The sequence below is a fragment of the Aminobacter sp. P4_H6_2 genome, assembly GCF_056400805.1.
In genome coordinates, this window is sequence record NZ_JBFUKO010000049.1 from 1 (window position 1) to 18028 (window position 18028).

Here is an 18028-nt window from a genome sequence, read left to right on the forward strand (position 1 = left end):
TTGTTAAGGGCGTCAACTCACCACGCATTACAGCGAGTTACACGCGGACCCTCACATAGCTGCCGGGGGCATCGCCTAACACGTCGCCGCTTACGCCAGGCTTGCGAGCCGCAACGCGGCTATCGTCTTTGGCTTCGATCCAGCGCTGCCAGTGCGGCCACCATGAGCCAGGTGTTTCGGCCGCGTCCTGGAGCCATGCGTCGAAATCGCCTGTCGGTTTGCCGTTCGACCAGAATTGATACTTGCCCGCGGCAGGTGGATTGACCACGCCCGCGATATGCCCCGAGCCGGCAACGACGTAGTCGACGTCGCCGCCAAAATACTGGCAGCCGAGGAAGACCGAGCGGGCCGGGGCGATGTGGTCTTCGCGGGCGGCGAGGTTGTAGACCGGGATGGTGATGTCGGCGAGCGAGACGGTGCGGCCAGCAAGTTCCATCCTGCCTTGCGACAAGTTGTTTTGGAGATAGCAGTTGCGCAGGTAAAACGAGTGGTTGGCGGCTGCCATCCGCGTCGAATCGGCGTTCCAGTAGAGCAGATCGAAGGGCAGCGGGTCCTTGCCGCGCATGTAGTTGTTGATGACATAGGGCCAGATCAGGTCGCCCGAGCGCAGCATGTTGAAGGCGGTTGCCATCTTGGTGCCGTCGAGATAGCCCTTGTCCTTCATCGCTCCTTCGAGCGCTGTGATCTGGTCCTCGTCGACGAACACCTTGAGATCGCCGGCATAGGTGAAATCGACCTGGGTGGTGAAGAAAGTGACAGAGCGGATGCGGTGGTCGCCCTCCTGCGCCAGGAGCGCAAGGGCAGCGGCCAGCAGCGTGCCGCCGACGCAATAGCCGATCGCGTTGACCTCGCGCTCACCGGTCGCCTGCTCGACAGTGTCGAGACCATATTGCAGGCCCTCGCGGATATAGGCCTCCCAATCCTTCAGGCCGTGGCGCTGGTCGGGATTGATCCACGAGATGACGAAGACCGAGTGGCCTTGTTCGACCGCCCAGTTGATGAACGACTTTTTCGGGTTGAGGTCGAGGATGTAGAATTTGTTGATCCATGGCGGGCAGATCAGCAGCGGCCGTTTCAGCACCTTGTCGGTGGAAGGTGCGTACTGGATGATTTCGGCGACATCGCTGCGGCCGACAACCTTGCCGGGCGTGGTGGCGATGTTCTTGCCGATTTCGAAGCCGGAATAGTCGGCTTGCCTGAGCTTGAGGTCGCCCTTTCCAGCCACGATGTCCTCGGCGAACATCTTCATGCCGCGCACCAGGTTTTCGCCGTTGCTGGCGACRGTTTCGCGAAACARYTCCGGATTGGTCAGGATGAAGTTGGAGGGTGAGATCGCATTGGCGACTTGCTTCACATAGAAGCCAGCCTTGTGGCGGGTATGTTCATCAAGGCCGTCGGCATGCTCGACAAGATCGCCGGCCCAACGCGCCGTCACCAGATAGGCCTGCTTGAGGAAGTCGAAGAAGGCGTTGCGGCCCCATTCGGGGTCGAGGAAACGCTTGTCGGTGCGCTCGGGCTTCACAGCGTCGTCGACCTCGTCGCCGCCCATCCGCTGAACCGATTTGCTCCACACGTCGAGATAGCCGGAAAACAGCCTGGTCTGGGCTTCGAGAGCGCGTTGTGGGTCAGACAGCCAGTATTCGGTGAGTTTTGAAAAGGTCTTGACCATATCGGTCATCGGCTCGGCAACGGTGTCGCGGAGCTCGCCCCTTTCGCGCGGTTCAGCCCAGGCGGATGCCGCCTTGCCTGCTTGCTCGATCATGCGCGCCATGTTGAGCGCAAAACGCTCGGGATCTTTGACGAGATATTGCTCGACGGAGGAGGGGGAATCGCCGGTCGGCTTGTCCGAATCGTCTACCTTCGCCATGGTCTTTGCAGGTCCTCCCAAAGGGCCTTTTATTGACATACTATCATGTGACGTCTTACCGGGTCCAACGCGCTCTACCGCGCCTGTCGGGGAAACTTTATGACATATAGTGTTGGTCGGCATATTTTTTTCTGCGCCCGGGCGGTTCTGTTTGCTGGCGTGCTGGCATTGCCTGTTGCCGCCAGCGGTTGCTCCAGCACTGCGGCGACCAATTCTGTGCCGGTCGGAGCCCACGGCGCGCAGGACACCGRCACATACCCCAATCTCAATATCCCGCCGCAGTCCGCGGCTCCGCAGTTCACCGAGGATCAAAAGGCGGCCAAGCTAGCCAATCTACATGCCGCGCAAGGGCGCCAAGGCGCCAAGGCGGGCGTTGCAGCGGACAATTCGGCGGCGATGACCACGCTGGCCAGAAAGCATGGCGACGATACGCTCAAGGCCATCGAAGGCGAGTGCCAGGCYATCGACCCTGCCTGCAAATGAGTATATATCGCGCACGCATCGCGCAGCCCCCTGTTTACCTGGAATTGACATGGAAGAATTTCACAAGGTCCGCCGCCTTCCGCCCTATGTCTTCGAGCAGGTCAACCGGCTGAAGGCCAGCGCCCGGTCGCGCGGCGCCGACATCATCGACCTTGGCATGGGCAATCCCGACCTGCCGACGCCGACCGCTATCGTCGACAAGCTGTGCGAAGTGGTTCGCGACCCGCGCACTCATCGTTATTCGTCGTCGCGCGGCATCCCCGGCCTGCGCCGCGCCCAGGCCAATTATTATGCCCGCCGCTTTGGCGTGAAGCTCAATCCCGACACCCAGGTCGTGGCGACACTGGGCTCGAAGGAAGGCTTCGCCAATATGGCGCAGGCGATCACGGCACCCGGCGACGTGGTGCTGTGCCCCGATCCGACCTATCCGATCCACGCTTTCGGCTTCATCATGTCGGGCGGCGTCATCCGTTCGCTCCAGGCCAAGCCGGATGATGGCTTCATCCCGGCACTTGAGCGCGGCGTCCGCCATTCGATCCCCAAGCCCTTGGCGCTGATCCTCAACTATCCGTCGAATCCGACGGCGCATGTCGCGACGCTCGACTTTTACAAGGATGTCGTCGCCTTCGCGAAAAAGAACGACATCATCATCCTGTCGGATCTCGCCTATTCGGAGATCTATTTCGACGGTAATCCGCCGCCTTCGGTGCTGCAGGTGCCTGGCGCCATCGACGTCACTGTCGAGTTCACTTCGATGTCGAAAACGTTTTCGATGCCTGGCTGGCGCATGGGCTTTGCTGTCGGCAATGAACGCTTGATCGCCGCCTTGACGCGCGTGAAGTCGTATCTGGACTACGGTGCATTCACGCCGATCCAAGTGGCCGCGACCGCGGCACTCAATGGCGACGGCACTGACATTGCCGAAGTGCGCGAGGTCTATCACAAACGTCGCGACGTGATGGTCGACTCGTTTAGCCGTGCTGGGTGGGAAATCCCGGCACCGGCTGCGACGATGTTTGCCTGGGCGCCGATACCCGAGCCGTTCAAGCATCTTGGTTCGCTCGAGTTCTCCAAGCTGTTGATCGAGCATGCCGACGTGGCGGTGGCTCCGGGTGTTGGTTTTGGCGAGCACGGCGACGACTATGTACGTCTCGCGCTGGTCGAGAACGAGCACCGGATCCGTCAGGCGGCGCGCAACATCAAGCGCTTCCTGACGACCACCGGCAAACAACCCAACAATGTGGTTCCGCTCGCAGCCCACCGCTGAGCGCACCACAGACAATCCAGAACTGCTGAAATAAGAGGCGCCGTCGACCATGGCTGAAGCATTGCGTGTTGGAATTGCCGGTCTCGGCACGGTCGGTGCTTCGGTGGCGCGCGTGCTGCGCGACAAGGGAGCCGAGCTCACCCGTCAGTGCGGCCGCGAGATCGTTGTGTCAGCCGTTTCCGCCCGCGATCGTTCGCGCGACCGCGGCGTCGACCTGAGCGGAGCCACGTGGTTCGAAGATCCGATTGAACTAGCCGAGAAAGCCGACATCGACGTCTTTGTCGAATTGATCGGCGGCGACGAGGGCGCTGCCCGTGCCTGTGTTCGTGCGGCGCTTGATGCTGGCCGCCATGTCGTGACTGCCAACAAAGCGCTGCTCGCCAAACATGGCGTGGCACTCGCCGAAGTCGCCGAGAAGAAGGGCGTTCTGCTCAACTATGAAGCGGCGGTGGCTGGCGGCATCCCCGTCATCAAGACGATGCGCGAAGCGATGGCCGGCAACACCGTCACCCGCGTCTTCGGCATCTTGAACGGCACCTGCAATTACATTCTGACGCGCATGGAAGCCGAAGGCCWGACCTTCGACGCTTGCCTCAAAGACGCACAGCGGCTGGGTTATGCCGAAGCCGACCCGACCTTCGACATCGAGGGCAACGACACGGCTCACAAGCTCGCCATCCTGACCAGCCTGGCCTTTGGCTCGAAGATCGCGGCCGACGACATCTATCTCGAAGGCATCTCCAACATCACCCAGGCCGACATCCGCGCTGCTGCCGAGCTCGGATATCGCATCAAGCTGCTCGGCGTTGCCCAACGCACCGAAAGCGGCATCGAACAGCGCGTGCACCCGACAATGGTGCCGACGGCTTCGGTCATCGCCCAGGTTCATGGCGTCACCAACGCCGTCGCCATCGAGACCGATATTCTAGGCGAGCTGCTGCTGTCGGGGCCCGGCGCCGGCGGTAACGCCACCGCGTCGGCCGTCGTTGGCGACATCGCCGACATCGCCAAGAGCCGTCCAGGCTTCCAGCATGGGCCGGTGTTCGGCCGTCCGGCTAAGGAACTGAAGCCTTACAAGAAGGCGCAGATGCGCAGCCACGCCGGCGGTTATTTCATCCGCCTGACGGTGCACGACCGCATCGGCGTGTTCGCGGCTATCGCCAAGCGCATGGCCGACAACGACATTTCGCTGGAATCGATTGTCCAGCACGCCGACGGCACGGACGGTGTGGCACAGAAGACGGTGATCCTGGTTACCCATGAGACCACCGAAGCAGCCGTGCGCAAGGCGGTCGACGGCATTACCAAGGACGGCCACCTGACCGACAAGCCGCAGGTCATTCGCATCGAGCGTGCCGGATAAGACCTGCTTGTACGCGAGGGGGCAGAAATGTGCCCTGGACCGGGCCGTCAACCGCAAATTCCTTTCAATCGATTGATATTGCTTCGCTTTCGATAAAGCGGGCAACAGGTCTTGCTGTTGTCATGCGGGTTTGACAATAAGGGCCTGCCCGGTTCGGGCGCTCCGAATTCATCGATTTCAGGACCCTGATATGGCGAAAAGCGTTGTTGCCGGCCTCGACCGGATTCTCACCATGGAACTCGTGCGCGTCACCGAGCGGGCTGCCGTGGCCGCCGCAAGGCTGCGCGGACGTGGCGACGAGATGGCTGCGGACCAAGTCGCGGTCGATGCCATGCGCCAGGAATTGAACCGCCTTGCCATCAACGGCACTGTCGTCATCGGCGAGGGCGAGCGCGACGAAGCGCCGATGCTCTACATCGGCGAGGAAGTCGGCTCGGGCGGACCGGAAGTCGATATTGCGCTCGATCCGCTCGAAGGCACCACCATCTGCGCCAAGAACCTGCCCAATGCGCTGGCCGTCATCGCCATTGCCGAAAAGGGCAGCCTGCTGTTTGCGCCAGACGTCTACATGGACAAGATCGCGGTCGGCCCGGGCTATCCGGAAGGCGTGATCGACATCGATGCCTCGCCGGCTGAAAACATTGCCAGCGTCGCCAAGGCCAAGGGCGTACCGGTCGAAGAAGTCACGGCCTGCATTCTCGATCGCCCGCGCCATGCCAAGCTGATCGAAGCAGTACGCGCGACTGGTGCAGCTATCCGCCTGATCGGCGACGGCGATGTCGCCGGCGTCATTCACACCACTGATCCCGACGAGACCGGCATCGACATCTATCTCGGCACCGGGGGCGCGCCAGAAGGCGTGCTGGCTGCAGCGGCACTTCGTTGCACCGGCGGCCAGATGCAGGGCCGCTTGCTGCTCGACAGCGCCGAGAAGGTCGCTCGCGCTGCAACCATGGGCATCACCGACCCCAACAAGGTCTATCGTGTCGAGGAAATGGCGCGCGGCGACGTGCTGTTTGCCGCCACAGGCGTCACTGACGGCAACATGCTTGCCGGTGTGAAGTTCGGCCGCGATTCGATCACCACCCACACCATCGTGCTGCGTTCGTCGTCCAAGACTGTTCGCGAGATCAAGGCGCGCCACCAGGATCTGGAAAAATTCTGATTACGCGCTGGTTCCGGTCGCCTATGGTCGATCCGAAGCGGGTGGACTAGGTTTGAATGGCGACTGAAAAGCGTAATTTCCTCGGCGTTCGGCGTTCGGCCACCGGTGTTTCATGGGAGCACCGGTTGACCGAACGGCAGGATATGTTGGCGCTCGCCATTGCCCAGGGGCACGGCGTGCCCGACATCGTCGCGCGCGTGCTTGCCGGTCGCGGTGTCACGGCGGACGATGCCGAGCGCTTTCTCGATCCGACGATCCGCGACCTGTTGCCCGATCCGGCCTCGTTGACCGACATGGACAAGGCTGCCGGGCGCATCGCCGATGCCGTGATGCGCAAGGAGAAGGTCGCGATCTTCGGCGACTACGACGTCGATGGAGCCTCATCCTCGGCGCTGATGAAGCGCTTTCTCACGCATTTCGACGTCGAATCCGAGATCTACATTCCCGACCGCATTTTCGAAGGTTACGGGCCCAATCCCGACGCGATGCGTGAATTGATCGGCCGGGGCGCCAGCCTGATCATCACTGTCGACTGCGGCACCAATAGTGCGGCCTCGATCGATGCGGCCAACGAGGCCGGTGCCGATGTGGTCGTGCTCGACCACCATCAGGTCGGTGGGCCGTTGCCAAATGCGTGCGCGGTGGTCAACCCGAACCGCGACGATGATCTTTCCGGCCAGGGGCATCTCTGTGCTGCCGGCGTGACCTTCCTGACGCTGGTCCAGACCGCCAAGGTGCTGCGGGAAAAACTGCCCGATGCGCCGCGCCCGGACCTGCTGTCGCTGCTCGACCTCGTGGCGCTGGGAACCGTTTGCGACGTCGTGCCGCTGACCGGCGTCAATCGCGCTTTCGTCGTCAAAGGGCTGCGGGCCATGCGCCAGCAGAACAATGTCGGCCTGACGGCACTTGCCCGCGTCGCTCGCATCGGCGAGCCGCTCAGCAACTTCCATCTCGCTTTCCTGCTCGGTCCGCGCATCAATGCCGGCGGACGCATCGGCGATGCCGCACTGGGCAGCAAGCTGCTCGCCACCGACGACCCGGTCGAGGCCGGAACGATCGCTGGAACGCTCGACCGCCTGAACCAGGAACGGCAGGCGATGGAAACCGAAATGCTGGCCGAGGCGCGCGCCGAGGCCGATGCCGAGATTGGTGCCGGTCCTGGTCCTGCTGTTTTGGTGACGGCGAACACGACTTGGCATCCCGGCATCGTTGGCCTCCTCGCTTCGCGGCTCAAGGACCACGCCCGACGTCCGGCTTTTGCCATCGCCTTCAACGGAAATGGCATAGGCACTGGTTCGGGCCGTTCGGTCTCGGGTTTTGATCTCGGTCGGTTGGTGCGCGAGGCGGTGGAGGCCGGCTTGCTGGTCAAGGGCGGCGGCCACGCCATGGCCGCCGGCATCACTGTCGAGCGTGCAAAGCTTGGCGAACTGCGCGCCTTTTTCGAGCAGCGGGCGGCGGCGGATGTGTTTCGCCTTCAGGACGAGGAAAGCCTCAAGATCGATGGCGCGCTGGCCGCCGAAGGCGCGACCTTGAATCTTGTCGATGCGCTTGAGAAAGCTGGGCCGTTTGGGGCAGGGCATGTCGCGCCTGTTTTCGTCTTGCCGCGCCACCGTTTAGCCAACGTCCGGCTGGTCGGCACGGCGCATATCCGGGTCGATTTGCGCTCGGAGAGTGGTGGCCGCCTGCAGGGTATTGCTTTCAGGGCAGCGGAAACGCCGATCGGCGACTTCCTGTTCAGGAACCGTGACCGCACGGTCCATGTGGCCGGTTCGATTTCGGTCAATCACTGGAATGGCAGCCGCACCGCTCAGTTCAGGATGATCGATGCGGCACTTGCCGGGCCTTAGCCGAGCACTGCCTGTAGCCGGAGGATCTCTTCCATCTGCGCCTTGGTTGCCTCATAACCGAGGCGGATGGCCTCGTCGGCCCGATGGAATTCCGAAAGCCCGATGAGGCCGAGCTTGGGTTGGATCGAAAGATCAGGCGGGTCACCGGCGAGACGTGCGCGTGAAATGCGATCCTGGATGATGTTGAACGCCTCTACCATCACCCCAGTGATGCCAAGCCGTGCCTCGCGCTCGCTGTAGCCGGGAGTTTCCCCAGGCCTTGCCGGGCGTTCGACCACCAGTTCGCCGGCACTGTGTTTAATGACGGCGGCACGGCCAAACAGGTCGTAGTGTAGGTTGACGGCCACCACCAGTGGCTGCTCGTTGGCGCGGCAGACTGAGACCGGGACCGGATTGACCAAAGCGCCGTCGACCAGGACGCGGCCATTGCAGGTGACCGGTTCGAAAACACCGGGCAGCGCATAGGAAGCTCGCATGGCCTTGATCAGTGAGCCGCTCGAAAGCCAGATCTCATGGCCGGTGCGGATTTCGGTCGCAACGCAGATAAACGGCTTGGGCAGGTCTTCGAAAGTCACGCTGCCCATGTGCTGCTGCATGCGGGCGTCGAGTTTCATGCCGCCGAACAGACCATTGCCGCCGAGCTTCAGGTCGAACAGGCCAAACAGACGGCGCTTGGTCAGGCTGCGGGCGAATTCCTCAAGCTCATCCAGCCTACCAGCGAGATAACAGCCGCCGACGAGTGCGCCGATCGAGGTGCCGGCGATCATGTTAATGCGAATGCCGGCTTCATCCAGCGCGCGTAGCACGCCGATATGGGCCCATCCGCGCGCGGCTCCGCCGCCAAGAGCAAGCGAAATGCCGGTTTCTTTCGGGGTTGCTGGGCCGTCAGAACTGCCGCCCGAGGAAAAGCCGTTGGCTTCCCGGACGTTCTGGCGCGTGTGGAAGGACGCCCACTCGAGCATCACAATCTCCCTGCAGCGCCGCGCACCCGTTCGGACGCGCAAAGGACGCTGCGACACCTTGAATCGGTGCATGATCCTTGCCGAAAATCGAGTCCAACTTTCGGAGCATGCACAGTCCCGCACCTAGACTACATCCAGGCCGTATCGAAATCGTGAATCTTAGTGTCGCAGGGGCGTCAGGAGGGTTCACTATTCTTTGCGGTAGATTTCGTCCGCGTCAAACAGGGGGAGGCTGCCGTCTGCGCTGAGGGTCGCGACGCCGTCCTTCAGCCCCACCGTCCGATAAAAGCAGGAACGCCTGCCGGTGTGACAGGTTGCATCATGGCCGGTAACTTTTACGCGCAGCCATACCGCGTCCTGATCGCAGTCGGTACGGATCTCGGCGACGTGCTGGAAATTGCCCGATGTCTCGCCCTTCTTCCACAACGAGCCGCGCGACCGCGACCAGTAGTGGGCGATGCCGGTCTCGATGGTCAGGGCAAGCGCCTCTGCATTCATGTGCGCGACCATCAGCAGCGTGCCATCGGCAACGTCGGTGACGACGGCGGTGACAAGGCCGTTGGCGTCGAAGCGCGGCGTGAACGCCACGCCTTCTTCGAGCGCGCTTTTGTCGTTGGAAGCTTGGGGAAACTGCAGGGTCATCGCCGGGTCCTAAGTCGAGGGCACCGGCGATGGGAAATCAGATCCCGCCGCCGGCTCGCACCATGGTCACGAACCGGACCTGTTCTTCGGGAGTATCCCGGAAAACGCCGGTGAAGGTGGAGGTCAGGGTCGTCGAACCCTGCTTGCGAATGCCGCGCATGGCCATGCACATATGCTCGGCCTCGATCATCACGGCAACGCCGCGCGGATTTAGCACGTCCTGGATGACACCGGCAATCTGCGCCGTCATGGCTTCCTGCGTCTGCAGGCGGTGGGCGAAGATGTCGACGACGCGGGCGATCTTGGACAGGCCAACAACCTTGCCATCGGGCAGATAGCCGACATGCGCCTTGCCGATGATTGGCACCATGTGGTGCTCGCAATGCGAGTGGAACTTGATGTCGCGGACGATGACGAGGTCGTCATAACCGGYCACTTCCTCGAAGGTGCGGCCAAGCTCATCGGCTGGGCACATGTCGTAGCCGTTGAACATCTCACGGAACGCCTTGGTCACGCGCTTGGGCGTGTCGACCAGGCCTTCACGTTGGGGATTGTCGCCGGTCCAGCGCAAGAGCACCTTGACGGCAGCTTCTACCTCCGCCTCGGTCGGGCGGTCGGTCGTAGGCATATCCATGTACGCTGATTGCGGCATCAGCTTCTTGGCAACGGCATCCATCTCAGGCGTCTCCAGTAGTCCCTGTCAAAGCAGGGACGAGTTGAACGGACACAGCCACTTTAGGGACCACCGGAATAGTGCCGTACCCAAAGCTGCTCATCATGCCCTTCCTCCCGATGCTGTTTCTGCAGCCTTGTCGAGAGGTGAGCGCAACCATTATATATGGGTGAAGACGACGATTGAAAGATGCGTCAGCGACAAGAGTTGTTCACCACACGCACTCAGAGTGAAAAAAGTTGATCGACGACATCTACAACACGAAAATTCTCGGGTTCGCGGGCAATATCGGCCGGCTCGGGCATCTCGAAAATCCTGATGCCACAGCTACCGCCCATTCCAAGCTTTGCGGATCGACCGTCACCATCGATCTCAAGATGGAAGACGGCCTGGTCACCGACTTTGGCCATGTGGTCAAGGCCTGCGCGCTGGGCCAGGCATCGTCGTCGATCATGGCCGAACATGTGGTTGGTGCGARCGCTGATGAGCTACGTGCGGTGAGGGACACCATGCTGCGCATGCTCAAGGAAGGTGGCACGCCGCCCGAGGGACGCTTCGCCGATCTGAAATATCTCGAGCCGGTGCGCGATTACAAGGCGCGCCACGCTTCGACCATGCTGACTTTCGACGCTGTCGTTGATGCCATCGGCCAGATCGAGCGCAAGCAGGCCGCCGCTTAGCAATCTTCGAGATTGCGCAGACTTTCGGCGAACTCAGCCCTGATCCAATCGGCGAATGCTTGTGCAGGCTCCGACAGTTTGCTCAGGCTTTTTGCCACCAGCCAGTAGCCGCCGCACACCACGTTGGTCTCGAACGGCTTGACCAAAGTTCCGGCCGCAAGCTCCTCACGCACCAGCAACAGATCGCCAAGTGCCACACCGTGGCCGAGCATCGCAGCCTGTTTCGACAGAGCGGCGTCTGCCAGCAGCGGCCCACGCTCGGATACAGGGGCTTCGGTGGCGCCTGCGGCCTCGAACCAGCGTGCCCATCCCTGGCGGTTTTCTTCATGCAGCAGGGTGTAGCGGCGCAGATCGCCAGGGCTTTCCAAAGCCGGGCCAGAGGCGAGCAGGGCGGGCGAGAGTACGGGCGAGTCGACGACCGGCCCCAACAGCTCCGCTTCACTGCGCGGCCACGACGTGCTGTGAGCGCTGAAACGCAAGGCAAGTTCGGCCTGGTCGTTGCGGAAATCGATCAGGCGCGGATCGACATCGAGCACGATGTCGATGTCGGGCCGCAGTTCGCGGAACTGGTTGAGGCGCGGCACCAGCCAACTGGCTGCCAGCGACGGCTCGACGCTGACGCCGGCCACCGATTGCGTGCGCGCGCCGGCCAATTCCGACAGCCGCTGATCGATATCGTCGAAGCTTTTGATCAGCTGCTGCAACAGCTTCTGGCCCGGTTCGGTCAGTTCGACGCGACGGTGATAACGTACGAACAGCGGCAGGCGCAGGAACGTTTCAAGCTCGCGAATCTGCCGGCTGATGGCGGCCTGGGTGACAAAAAGCTCTTCCGCCGCACGGCTGAAACTCAGATGCCGGCCGGCCGCCTCGAAACTTCTCAATGCCGTCAGCGGCAGCCGCCCGCGCTTCATTCGCATAATCTCAGGTTATCCAAGGCGGACGTTATACTCGTTTGAAGCAGACAGCTAGAGGCGGTCTAATCCTCCCAGCTAAGGAGGCAAAACAATGCCAACGCTCTTCAACGCCTACGCCGAGATGTTCCGCATCGCGACGTTTCAGGCCGACCATTCCGCACGTAGCGCGAAGCGCTGCGGCGCCGAGCGGAAACAGCTCGCCACCCCGCAACGGCGGTGCCCCCACCGCTGGGCGAAGCTTGGCTGGCTTGCGTGACATGGCGCCGCAGCGCTGTGGTCCTAGAGGCCGAACATTGCGTATGCATGTCGGAATTGACATCTATGATGAAGAAATTCCGATCGGCGGAGACGATGGACCACGGTCACGACCACACACGCAGCATCGCCGCACGCGGCCGCAACTGGGCTGGGCCATGGCGCAAGACGCCGGGTCGCGTGCTCGGCACGTCGCTGGTGCGGCTTTATCAGCTGACGCTTTCGGGTTTCATCGGCAATTCATGCCGGCATATGCCGACCTGCTCGGAATACGCCCACGAGGCGATCGCTCGCCACGGCCTGTGGGCCGGTGGCTGGATGGGACTCTTTCGTGTTGTCCGCTGCGGCCCGTGGGGCACCCATGGCATCGACCGCGTGCCGGAAAAACTTGACCGGCGCTACGCCTGGTTCACGCCCTGGCGCTACTGGCTCATCAGCAAAAAGTGGCCTGAAAACCGTTCGTGATGCCTAGGCGTACGCCGCCGGCCAACTGGCCTGCTGCCCGCTTTACGATTTAGTTAGCGTAAAGAGAGTCGATCCAAGTTTAGTCATATTCGAGACAAGGCGACAGTCTAGGACCTCTGCACCAATCGCCAGAGGGAATTCCACGTGCGTCACGCCGATCTCCGCCTCCTGCTCCTCGCTGCAATAGGGTTCATCGCGGCGTCGCTGGCGGCATCGATGCCTGCCTCGGCAAAGTCGGCCACGCCAAACCAGGCCTTCGAATGCAATCTGATCGTCGATGCAGCAAGTGGCGAAACGGTCTACCAGCGCGGTATCTGTGACCAGCGGGTCAGCCCGGCCTCGACCTTCAAGCTGCCGCTTGCGCTTGTCGGCTACGACGTGGGCATTCTTGTCGATGAGCATACGCCAAGCTGGGACTACAAGCCTGAGTTCAAGGCGGTCCAGCGTGATCAAAGGACCGTCGATCCGACGATCTGGGAAAGGGATTCGGTCGTCTGGTTCTCGCAGGAGATCACCCGGCGGCTGGGCGACAAGCGTTTCGCTGCCTACATCGACAAATTCGGCTATGGCAACAAGGACATCTCAGGCAATGCCGGCAAGAAGGATGGCCTTACCCATGCCTGGTTGAGCTCGTCGCTGAAGATTTCGCCGGTCGAGCAGATCGGCTTGCTGCGCGAGATTGTCGGCCGTAAGTTGCCGATGTCGGCCAAGGCCTACGACATGACCAATGCCATCCTGCCAGCATTCCAGGCCGGCGACTGGCGCGTGCAGGGCAAGACCGGCAGCGGCTGGCTCACCAACAAGGCTGGCAAGGTCGATGCGAACCGGCCCTTCGGCTGGTTCATCGGCTGGGCCGAGAGGGATGGCCGCAAGCTGGTGTTCGTGCGTCTGGTGGTCGGCAACGAGCGAGCCAAGACCCGCATGGGCCTCCAGGCACGCGACGATTTCCTGCAGCAGCTGCCAACGCTGGTGAAGAACTGATCACGAGCGCTTTGCTGGGTTCACAGCCTTTAGCGGACGCAAATCTCGACGGTCCAAAGCTGCAATCTCATCGCCGTCAGTCTTTACGAGGCGGAAAACTCGCCATAAAAGACCCCTCGCTGCCGGACGCATCCGGCTTTTAACCACCCGCGCTCGTTTGCGGGACTGGATAGGAGAAGAGCTTTGTCGAATTCCGTTTCCCTGACATTTCCCGATGGTTCCGTCCGCGAGTATGACGCGGCGCTGACAGGTGCTGGCCTGGCCGAGTCGATTTCGAAGTCGCTTGCCAAGAAGGCGGTCGCTTATGCCGTCGACGGCACCGTGCGCGATCTGTCCGACCCGCTCGGCAAGTCGGGCAAGGTCGAGATCCTCACGCGCGACGATCCGCGCGCTCTGGAGCTGATCCGTCACGATACCGCTCACGTGCTGGCGGAAGCCGTTCAAGAGCTGTGGCCGGGTACCCAGGTGACCATCGGTCCTGTCATCGACAACGGCTTTTATTACGACTTTGCGCGCAACGAGCCTTTCACGCCCGAGGATTTCCCGGCGATCGAAAAGAAGATGCGCGAGATCATCGGGCGCAACAAGCCGTTCACCAAGCAGGTCTGGTCGCGCGACAAGGCCAAGCAGGTGTTCTCCGACAAGGGCGAGGCCTACAAGCTCGAGCTGATCGATGCGATCCCTGAAGACCAGAACCTCAACATCTACGCGCAAGGCGAGTGGTTCGATTTGTGCCGTGGTCCGCATATGGCTTCGACCGGCCAGATCGGCGGCGCCTTCAAGCTGATGAAGGTGGCCGGTGCTTATTGGCGCGGCGATTCCAACAATCCGATGCTGACGCGCATTTACGGCACGGCCTGGGCTGACCAGGCGCAGCTCGACCAGTATCTGCACATGCTGGAAGAAGCCGAAAAGCGCGACCATCGCCGCCTTGGCCGCGAGATGGACCTGTTCCATTTCCAGGAAGAGGGCCCAGGCGTCGTCTTCTGGCACGCCAAGGGCTGGAAGATGTTCCAGAACCTCGTCAGCTACATGCGCCGCCGCCTCGACCAGCAGGGCTACCAGGAAGTCAACGCGCCACAGGTGCTCGACAAGTCGCTGTGGGAGACCTCGGGTCACTGGGGCTGGTATCGCGATGCCATGTTCAAGGTGACGGTTGCCGGCGACGATACAGACGACGAACGCGTCTTCGCGCTCAAGCCGATGAACTGCCCGGGCCACGTCCAGATCTTCAAGCACGGGCTGAAGTCCTATCGCGATCTGCCGGTGAAGCTTGCCGAATTCGGTAATGTGCATCGCTACGAACCGTCGGGCGCGCTGCACGGGCTGATGCGCGTGCGCGGTTTCACGCAGGACGATGCGCATATCTTCTGCACCGAAGAGCAGTTGGCGGCCGAGTGCCTGCGCATCAACGACCTGATCCTGTCGACCTATGCCGACTTCGGCTTCGACGAGATTTCGGTCAAGCTGTCGACCCGGCCCGACAAACGTGTCGGCTCCGACGAGGCATGGGATCACGCCGAAGAGATCATGGGCAATGTGCTCAAGACCATCGAGGCGCAGTCTGGCAATCGCATCAAGACGTCGATCAATCCGGGTGAGGGCGCCTTCTACGGTCCCAAGTTCGAATATGTGCTGCGTGATGCCATCGGCCGCGAATGGCAGTGCGGCACCACCCAGGTCGACTTCAACCTGCCAGAGCGTTTCGGCGCCTTCTATATCGGCTCGGATTCGGAGAAGAAGCAGCCTGTCATGATCCATCGCGCCATCTGCGGTTCGATGGAGCGGTTCCTTGGCATCCTGATCGAGAACTATTCGGGCCACTTCCCGCTATGGTTTGCGCCGCAGCAGGTGGTGGTGACGACGATCACGTCTGACGCCGACGACTATGTCCGCTCTGTGGTGGCCAAGCTCAAGGCAGCTGGTCTGTCGGCTGAGGCTGATCTGCGCAACGAGAAGATCAACTACAAGGTCCGCGAGCATTCGCTGGCCAAGGTGCCGGTCATTCTCGTCTGCGGCAAGCGCGAGGCGGAAGAGGCAACCGTCAACGTGCGGCGTCTCGGCTCGCGCGATCAGGTTTCGATGACGCTTGACGAGGCGGTTGCCTCGCTGCGCGAAGAAGCGACGGCTCCGGATCGCCGCCGCGCATAAGCCGAGAGGCTAAGAGACGCAGAAAGGGCGGCAGTGATGCCGCCCTTTTTTTGTTTGCTGGAAACAACCCACGCGGGCCAGATCAATCTGCGCCTTCGTTGGGGTCGATCGCCGCATCTTCCGAGGCGACCACTTCGACGTCCTGATTGCTGCCGGCAACGACGGTGAAATCGCGTTGGTAGATGCGGTCGCGGTTCTTGGCGATGATCGTGTAGTCGCCTTCCGAAAGCACCATCGAGGCAAAAGCGCCGACCGCTTCGCGCAGCGGGTCGCCCGATTCTGTCAGCACCGACCATGACGTGTCGGCGATGGCTTCGCCGCCGGCCTCGCGCACCAGCTTGAAGGTGACATCGGCGGCGCGGTGTTCGACGGTTGCTTCAGTGAGCTTGCCTGCCTCGACGCGGATGTCGGAGCGAATGACGGCGTTGACGCTGCCATAGGTCGAAACGACATGGTAGGTGCCGGAGTTGAGGCGAACCACCGAATTTGGCGCGACATTCGGAATGATGAGCGCGCGTTCGCCGTCGCTGCCGGGGTCGGCTTCGTAGATCGAGAATTTCAGTTTTGCTGGCGGGATGCGCACGCCACCGGATAACACCGCGTCGAGTTTGAGCCCACCGGCGTCGAGCACCAGGCTTTCGCGCTTGCCTTGCTTGCCGACGGTAATGCGCTTGGTGGCACCTGCACGGCCATAGGAGGCGTGCACGAGATAGCTGCCGGGCGGTAGCTGGAACATGCTGGTGCCACCTTGGGCCGAAGCGACCAGCGGCAACTTGCCGTCCGGGCCTGCCTCGGGGCGGAACACGCGCCAAACCAGGCCGCGACTGATGTCCTTGCCCTTGTCGGTCATTTGCGCGGTGAGCGTAATTTCGCCCAGCGTGCCGGTTGCCAGCGGTTCGTCGCCGCGTGGCGAGGCAAAACCCGATATGCCAGGCAGGCTCAATCCTTCGAGAGCGGTCGCGCCATCCTGAGCGAAACCAACCGAAGGCTGCACCGTAAACAGTGCGGCACCCAGAATCGGCACGAAAAGTCGGATGTATCCCCAAGACATGCCTTGTTTGAAGCGCAAGGCGGTGGCAATTTCAAGGCTATTCCGGCGCGATGGATTCTCAACCGCAATGCGCCGCTGCCAGAGCAGCCGCCATTTCGGGCCGGTGCTTCAGCCAAAAACCCAAGGAGCGCCTGCGCCGTGCCATCGCCGATCATCGACTTTTTGCTGACCCGCAATTCCGCGCCCATCCCCGAACTGCGTGCGCCGGCACCTTCCGACACCGAGATCGAGACGATGCTGCGCGCGGCGACCCGCGTGCCTGATCACGGTCGGCTGGAGCCTTGGCGTTTCATCATCTATCGTGGCGATGCGCGCGTCGAGATTGGCAAGAAGCTCGCCGAGCTTGCCGAACGTCGCGAAGGTCCCCTTGCCGAAGGCCGCCGCAAGCAGGAACTTGCCCGGTTCTCGCGTGCTCCGTTGGTGATCGGTGTGGTATCGAGCCCCAAGCCGAACGCCAAGATCCCGCAATGGGAGATGTTCCTGTCCGGTGGTGCCGCCGCCATGAACCTCGTCATTGCCGCCAACGCGCTGGGCTATGGCGCGAACTGGATCACCAACTGGTATTCCGACAATGAGGAAGGGCGCGCGCTGTTGGGCCTTGCTCCTCACGAGCGCGTCGTAGGCTTCATCCATATTGGCAGCTATGATGGCCCAGCGCCCGAGCGGCCGCGCCCTGATGTAGCCGGGCTCTATTCCGACTATGCGGGTCCTTGGGAAGGATAGGCTATTGTTCTACGAGCCGTCGAAAGGCCACGGCCTGCCGCATGACCCATTCAAGGCGATCGTCTCGCCGAGGCCGATCGGCTGGATCTCGACGCTCGGCAAGGACGGGGCGCTCAACCTCGCGCCCTATTCGTTCTTCAACGCTTTCTCCAGCAATCCGCATCTGGTCTGGTTTTCGTCGGAAGGACCAAAAGACAGCGCCACCTTCGCGGCCGAGACAAAGGAGTTCGTTGCCAATCTCGTTGGCCGCGATCTGGCCGAGAAAATGAACCGAAGTGCGGTCAATGCACCGCGTGGCGTCAGCGAATTCGGTTATGCCGACTTGACGCCCGCGCCATCGCGACTGGTCGCGCCGCCGCGCGTTGCCGAGGCACCCGCAGCACTTGAGTGCAAGGTGACCGAGATCTTTCGGCCAAAGGGACTGGATGGCCACGACGCCGGTGTTTTCGTCGTCATTGGCGAGGTCGTCGGCGTCCATATCGACGAGGCGTTCCTGACCGACGGGCTGTTCGATACGGTCAAGGCCGGCAACGTCGCCC

18 protein-coding genes are annotated in these 18028 nt (G+C 61.9%); 12 read left to right on the plus strand and 6 right to left on the minus strand.

Features of this window, described 5'->3' with window-relative positions:
* Positions 1 to 37: 37 nt before the first annotated feature.
* Positions 38 to 1867, minus strand: coding sequence for a PHA/PHB synthase family protein (locus tag AC1DUU_RS06460; RefSeq protein ID WP_476782594.1), 1830 nt, complete (start codon positions 1865 to 1867; stop codon positions 38 to 40).
* Between the two features lie 99 nt (positions 1868 to 1966).
* On the opposite strand from AC1DUU_RS06460, the gene AC1DUU_RS06465 reads away from it, so the two are divergent.
* The 5 genes from AC1DUU_RS06465 to recJ all read left to right on the plus strand — a co-directional run bounded on the left by AC1DUU_RS06465 (position 1967) and on the right by recJ (position 7992).
* Positions 1967 to 2350 (plus strand): hypothetical protein, encoded by a 384-nt coding sequence (locus AC1DUU_RS06465; RefSeq protein ID WP_476782595.1) that lies wholly within the window; start codon positions 1967 to 1969, stop codon positions 2348 to 2350.
* A 49-nt stretch (positions 2351 to 2399) separates the two neighbouring features.
* Positions 2400 to 3617: an LL-diaminopimelate aminotransferase gene (locus AC1DUU_RS06470; protein ID WP_476782596.1), complete on the plus strand. Its 1218-nt coding sequence runs from the start codon at positions 2400 to 2402 to the stop codon at positions 3615 to 3617.
* A 49-nt stretch (positions 3618 to 3666) separates the two neighbouring features.
* The gene (locus AC1DUU_RS06475) at positions 3667 to 4980 is read left to right on the plus strand and encodes a homoserine dehydrogenase (protein ID WP_476782597.1); all 1314 of its coding nucleotides are present in this window, start codon (positions 3667 to 3669) and stop codon (positions 4978 to 4980) included.
* Between the two features lie 190 nt (positions 4981 to 5170).
* Positions 5171 to 6145, plus strand: coding sequence for a class II fructose-bisphosphatase (gene glpX, locus AC1DUU_RS06480; RefSeq protein WP_476782598.1), 975 nt, complete (start codon positions 5171 to 5173; stop codon positions 6143 to 6145).
* Between the two features lie 56 nt (positions 6146 to 6201).
* Positions 6202 to 7992, plus strand: a complete 1791-nt coding sequence (gene recJ / locus AC1DUU_RS06485) for a single-stranded-DNA-specific exonuclease RecJ (protein WP_476782599.1) — start codon at positions 6202 to 6204, stop codon at positions 7990 to 7992.
* Here recJ and AC1DUU_RS06490 read toward each other — a convergent pair.
* The 3 genes from AC1DUU_RS06490 to folE all read right to left on the minus strand — a co-directional run bounded on the left by AC1DUU_RS06490 (position 7989) and on the right by folE (position 10272).
* A complete protein-coding gene (locus AC1DUU_RS06490; RefSeq protein WP_476782600.1) occupies positions 7989 to 8954 on the minus strand; it encodes a patatin family protein in 966 nt (321 codons plus the stop codon). The genes recJ and AC1DUU_RS06490 overlap by 4 nt on opposite strands.
* A gap of 189 nt (positions 8955 to 9143) precedes the next feature.
* Complete coding sequence (gene hisI, locus AC1DUU_RS06495; RefSeq protein WP_476782601.1) at positions 9144 to 9596, minus strand: phosphoribosyl-AMP cyclohydrolase; 453 nt, start codon at positions 9594 to 9596, stop codon at positions 9144 to 9146.
* A 37-nt stretch (positions 9597 to 9633) separates the two neighbouring features.
* Entirely contained in the window at positions 9634 to 10272 is a 639-nt protein-coding gene (gene folE, locus AC1DUU_RS06500; protein ID WP_476782602.1) for a GTP cyclohydrolase I FolE, read from the minus strand.
* Positions 10273 to 10508: 236 nt separating this feature from the next.
* On the opposite strand from folE, the gene AC1DUU_RS06505 reads away from it, so the two are divergent.
* Complete coding sequence (locus AC1DUU_RS06505; protein ID WP_476782603.1) at positions 10509 to 10949, plus strand: iron-sulfur cluster assembly scaffold protein; 441 nt, start codon at positions 10509 to 10511, stop codon at positions 10947 to 10949.
* Here AC1DUU_RS06505 and AC1DUU_RS06510 read toward each other — a convergent pair.
* Positions 10946 to 11860, minus strand: coding sequence for a LysR substrate-binding domain-containing protein (locus tag AC1DUU_RS06510; RefSeq protein ID WP_476782610.1), 915 nt, complete (start codon positions 11858 to 11860; stop codon positions 10946 to 10948). The genes AC1DUU_RS06505 and AC1DUU_RS06510 overlap by 4 nt on opposite strands.
* 94 nt (positions 11861 to 11954) lie before the next feature.
* Between AC1DUU_RS06510 and AC1DUU_RS06515 the strand changes: the two genes are divergently transcribed.
* The 4 genes from AC1DUU_RS06515 (at position 11955) to thrS (ending at position 15715) form a co-directional block, all read left to right on the plus strand.
* Positions 11955 to 12119, plus strand: a complete 165-nt coding sequence (locus tag AC1DUU_RS06515; protein ID WP_476782604.1) for a hypothetical protein — start codon at positions 11955 to 11957, stop codon at positions 12117 to 12119.
* 95 nt (positions 12120 to 12214) lie between these two features.
* Positions 12215 to 12583, plus strand: a complete 369-nt coding sequence (yidD, locus tag AC1DUU_RS06520; protein WP_476782611.1) for a membrane protein insertion efficiency factor YidD — start codon at positions 12215 to 12217, stop codon at positions 12581 to 12583.
* A gap of 144 nt (positions 12584 to 12727) precedes the next feature.
* Positions 12728 to 13564, plus strand: a complete 837-nt coding sequence (blaOXA, locus tag AC1DUU_RS06525) for a class D beta-lactamase (protein ID WP_476782605.1) — start codon at positions 12728 to 12730, stop codon at positions 13562 to 13564.
* A gap of 183 nt (positions 13565 to 13747) precedes the next feature.
* A complete protein-coding gene (gene thrS, locus AC1DUU_RS06530; RefSeq protein ID WP_476782606.1) occupies positions 13748 to 15715 on the plus strand; it encodes a threonine--tRNA ligase in 1968 nt (655 codons plus the stop codon).
* 82 nt (positions 15716 to 15797) lie between these two features.
* On the opposite strand, the gene AC1DUU_RS06535 is transcribed toward thrS, so the two are convergent.
* Positions 15798 to 16766: a hypothetical protein gene (locus AC1DUU_RS06535; RefSeq protein ID WP_476782607.1), complete on the minus strand. Its 969-nt coding sequence runs from the start codon at positions 16764 to 16766 to the stop codon at positions 15798 to 15800.
* Positions 16767 to 16904: 138 nt separating this feature from the next.
* Here AC1DUU_RS06535 and AC1DUU_RS06540 point away from each other — a divergent pair, with 138 nt between their 5' ends.
* Entirely contained in the window at positions 16905 to 17489 is a 585-nt protein-coding gene (locus tag AC1DUU_RS06540) for a nitroreductase family protein (RefSeq protein WP_476782608.1), read from the plus strand.
* Between the two features lie 4 nt (positions 17490 to 17493).
* The coding region (locus AC1DUU_RS06545) for a flavin reductase family protein (RefSeq protein ID WP_476782609.1) at positions 17494 to 18028 on the plus strand (535 nt) is incomplete at its 3' end.

Bases quoted from the DNA above. Each gene is read 5' to 3' on its own strand.
- AC1DUU_RS06470 (WP_476782596.1), top strand. From the start codon at position 2,400: ATGGAAGAATTTCACAAGGTCCGCCGCCTTCCGCCCTATGTCTTCGAG.
- glpX (WP_476782598.1), top strand. From the start codon at position 5,171: ATGGCGAAAAGCGTTGTTGCCGGCCTCGACCGGATTCTCACCATGGAA.
- recJ (WP_476782599.1), top strand. From the start codon at position 6,202: ATGGCGACTGAAAAGCGTAATTTCCTCGGCGTTCGGCGTTCGGCCACC.
- AC1DUU_RS06490 (WP_476782600.1), bottom strand. From the start codon at position 8,954: ATGCTCGAGTGGGCGTCCTTCCACACGCGCCAGAACGTCCGGGAAGCC.
- hisI (WP_476782601.1), bottom strand. From the start codon at position 9,596: ATGACCCTGCAGTTTCCCCAAGCTTCCAACGACAAAAGCGCGCTCGAA.
- AC1DUU_RS06510 (WP_476782610.1), bottom strand. From the start codon at position 11,860: ATGAAGCGCGGGCGGCTGCCGCTGACGGCATTGAGAAGTTTCGAGGCG.
- AC1DUU_RS06515 (WP_476782604.1), top strand. From the start codon at position 11,955: ATGCCAACGCTCTTCAACGCCTACGCCGAGATGTTCCGCATCGCGACG.
- yidD (WP_476782611.1), top strand. From the start codon at position 12,215: ATGGACCACGGTCACGACCACACACGCAGCATCGCCGCACGCGGCCGC.
- AC1DUU_RS06535 (WP_476782607.1), bottom strand. From the start codon at position 16,766: ATGTCTTGGGGATACATCCGACTTTTCGTGCCGATTCTGGGTGCCGCA.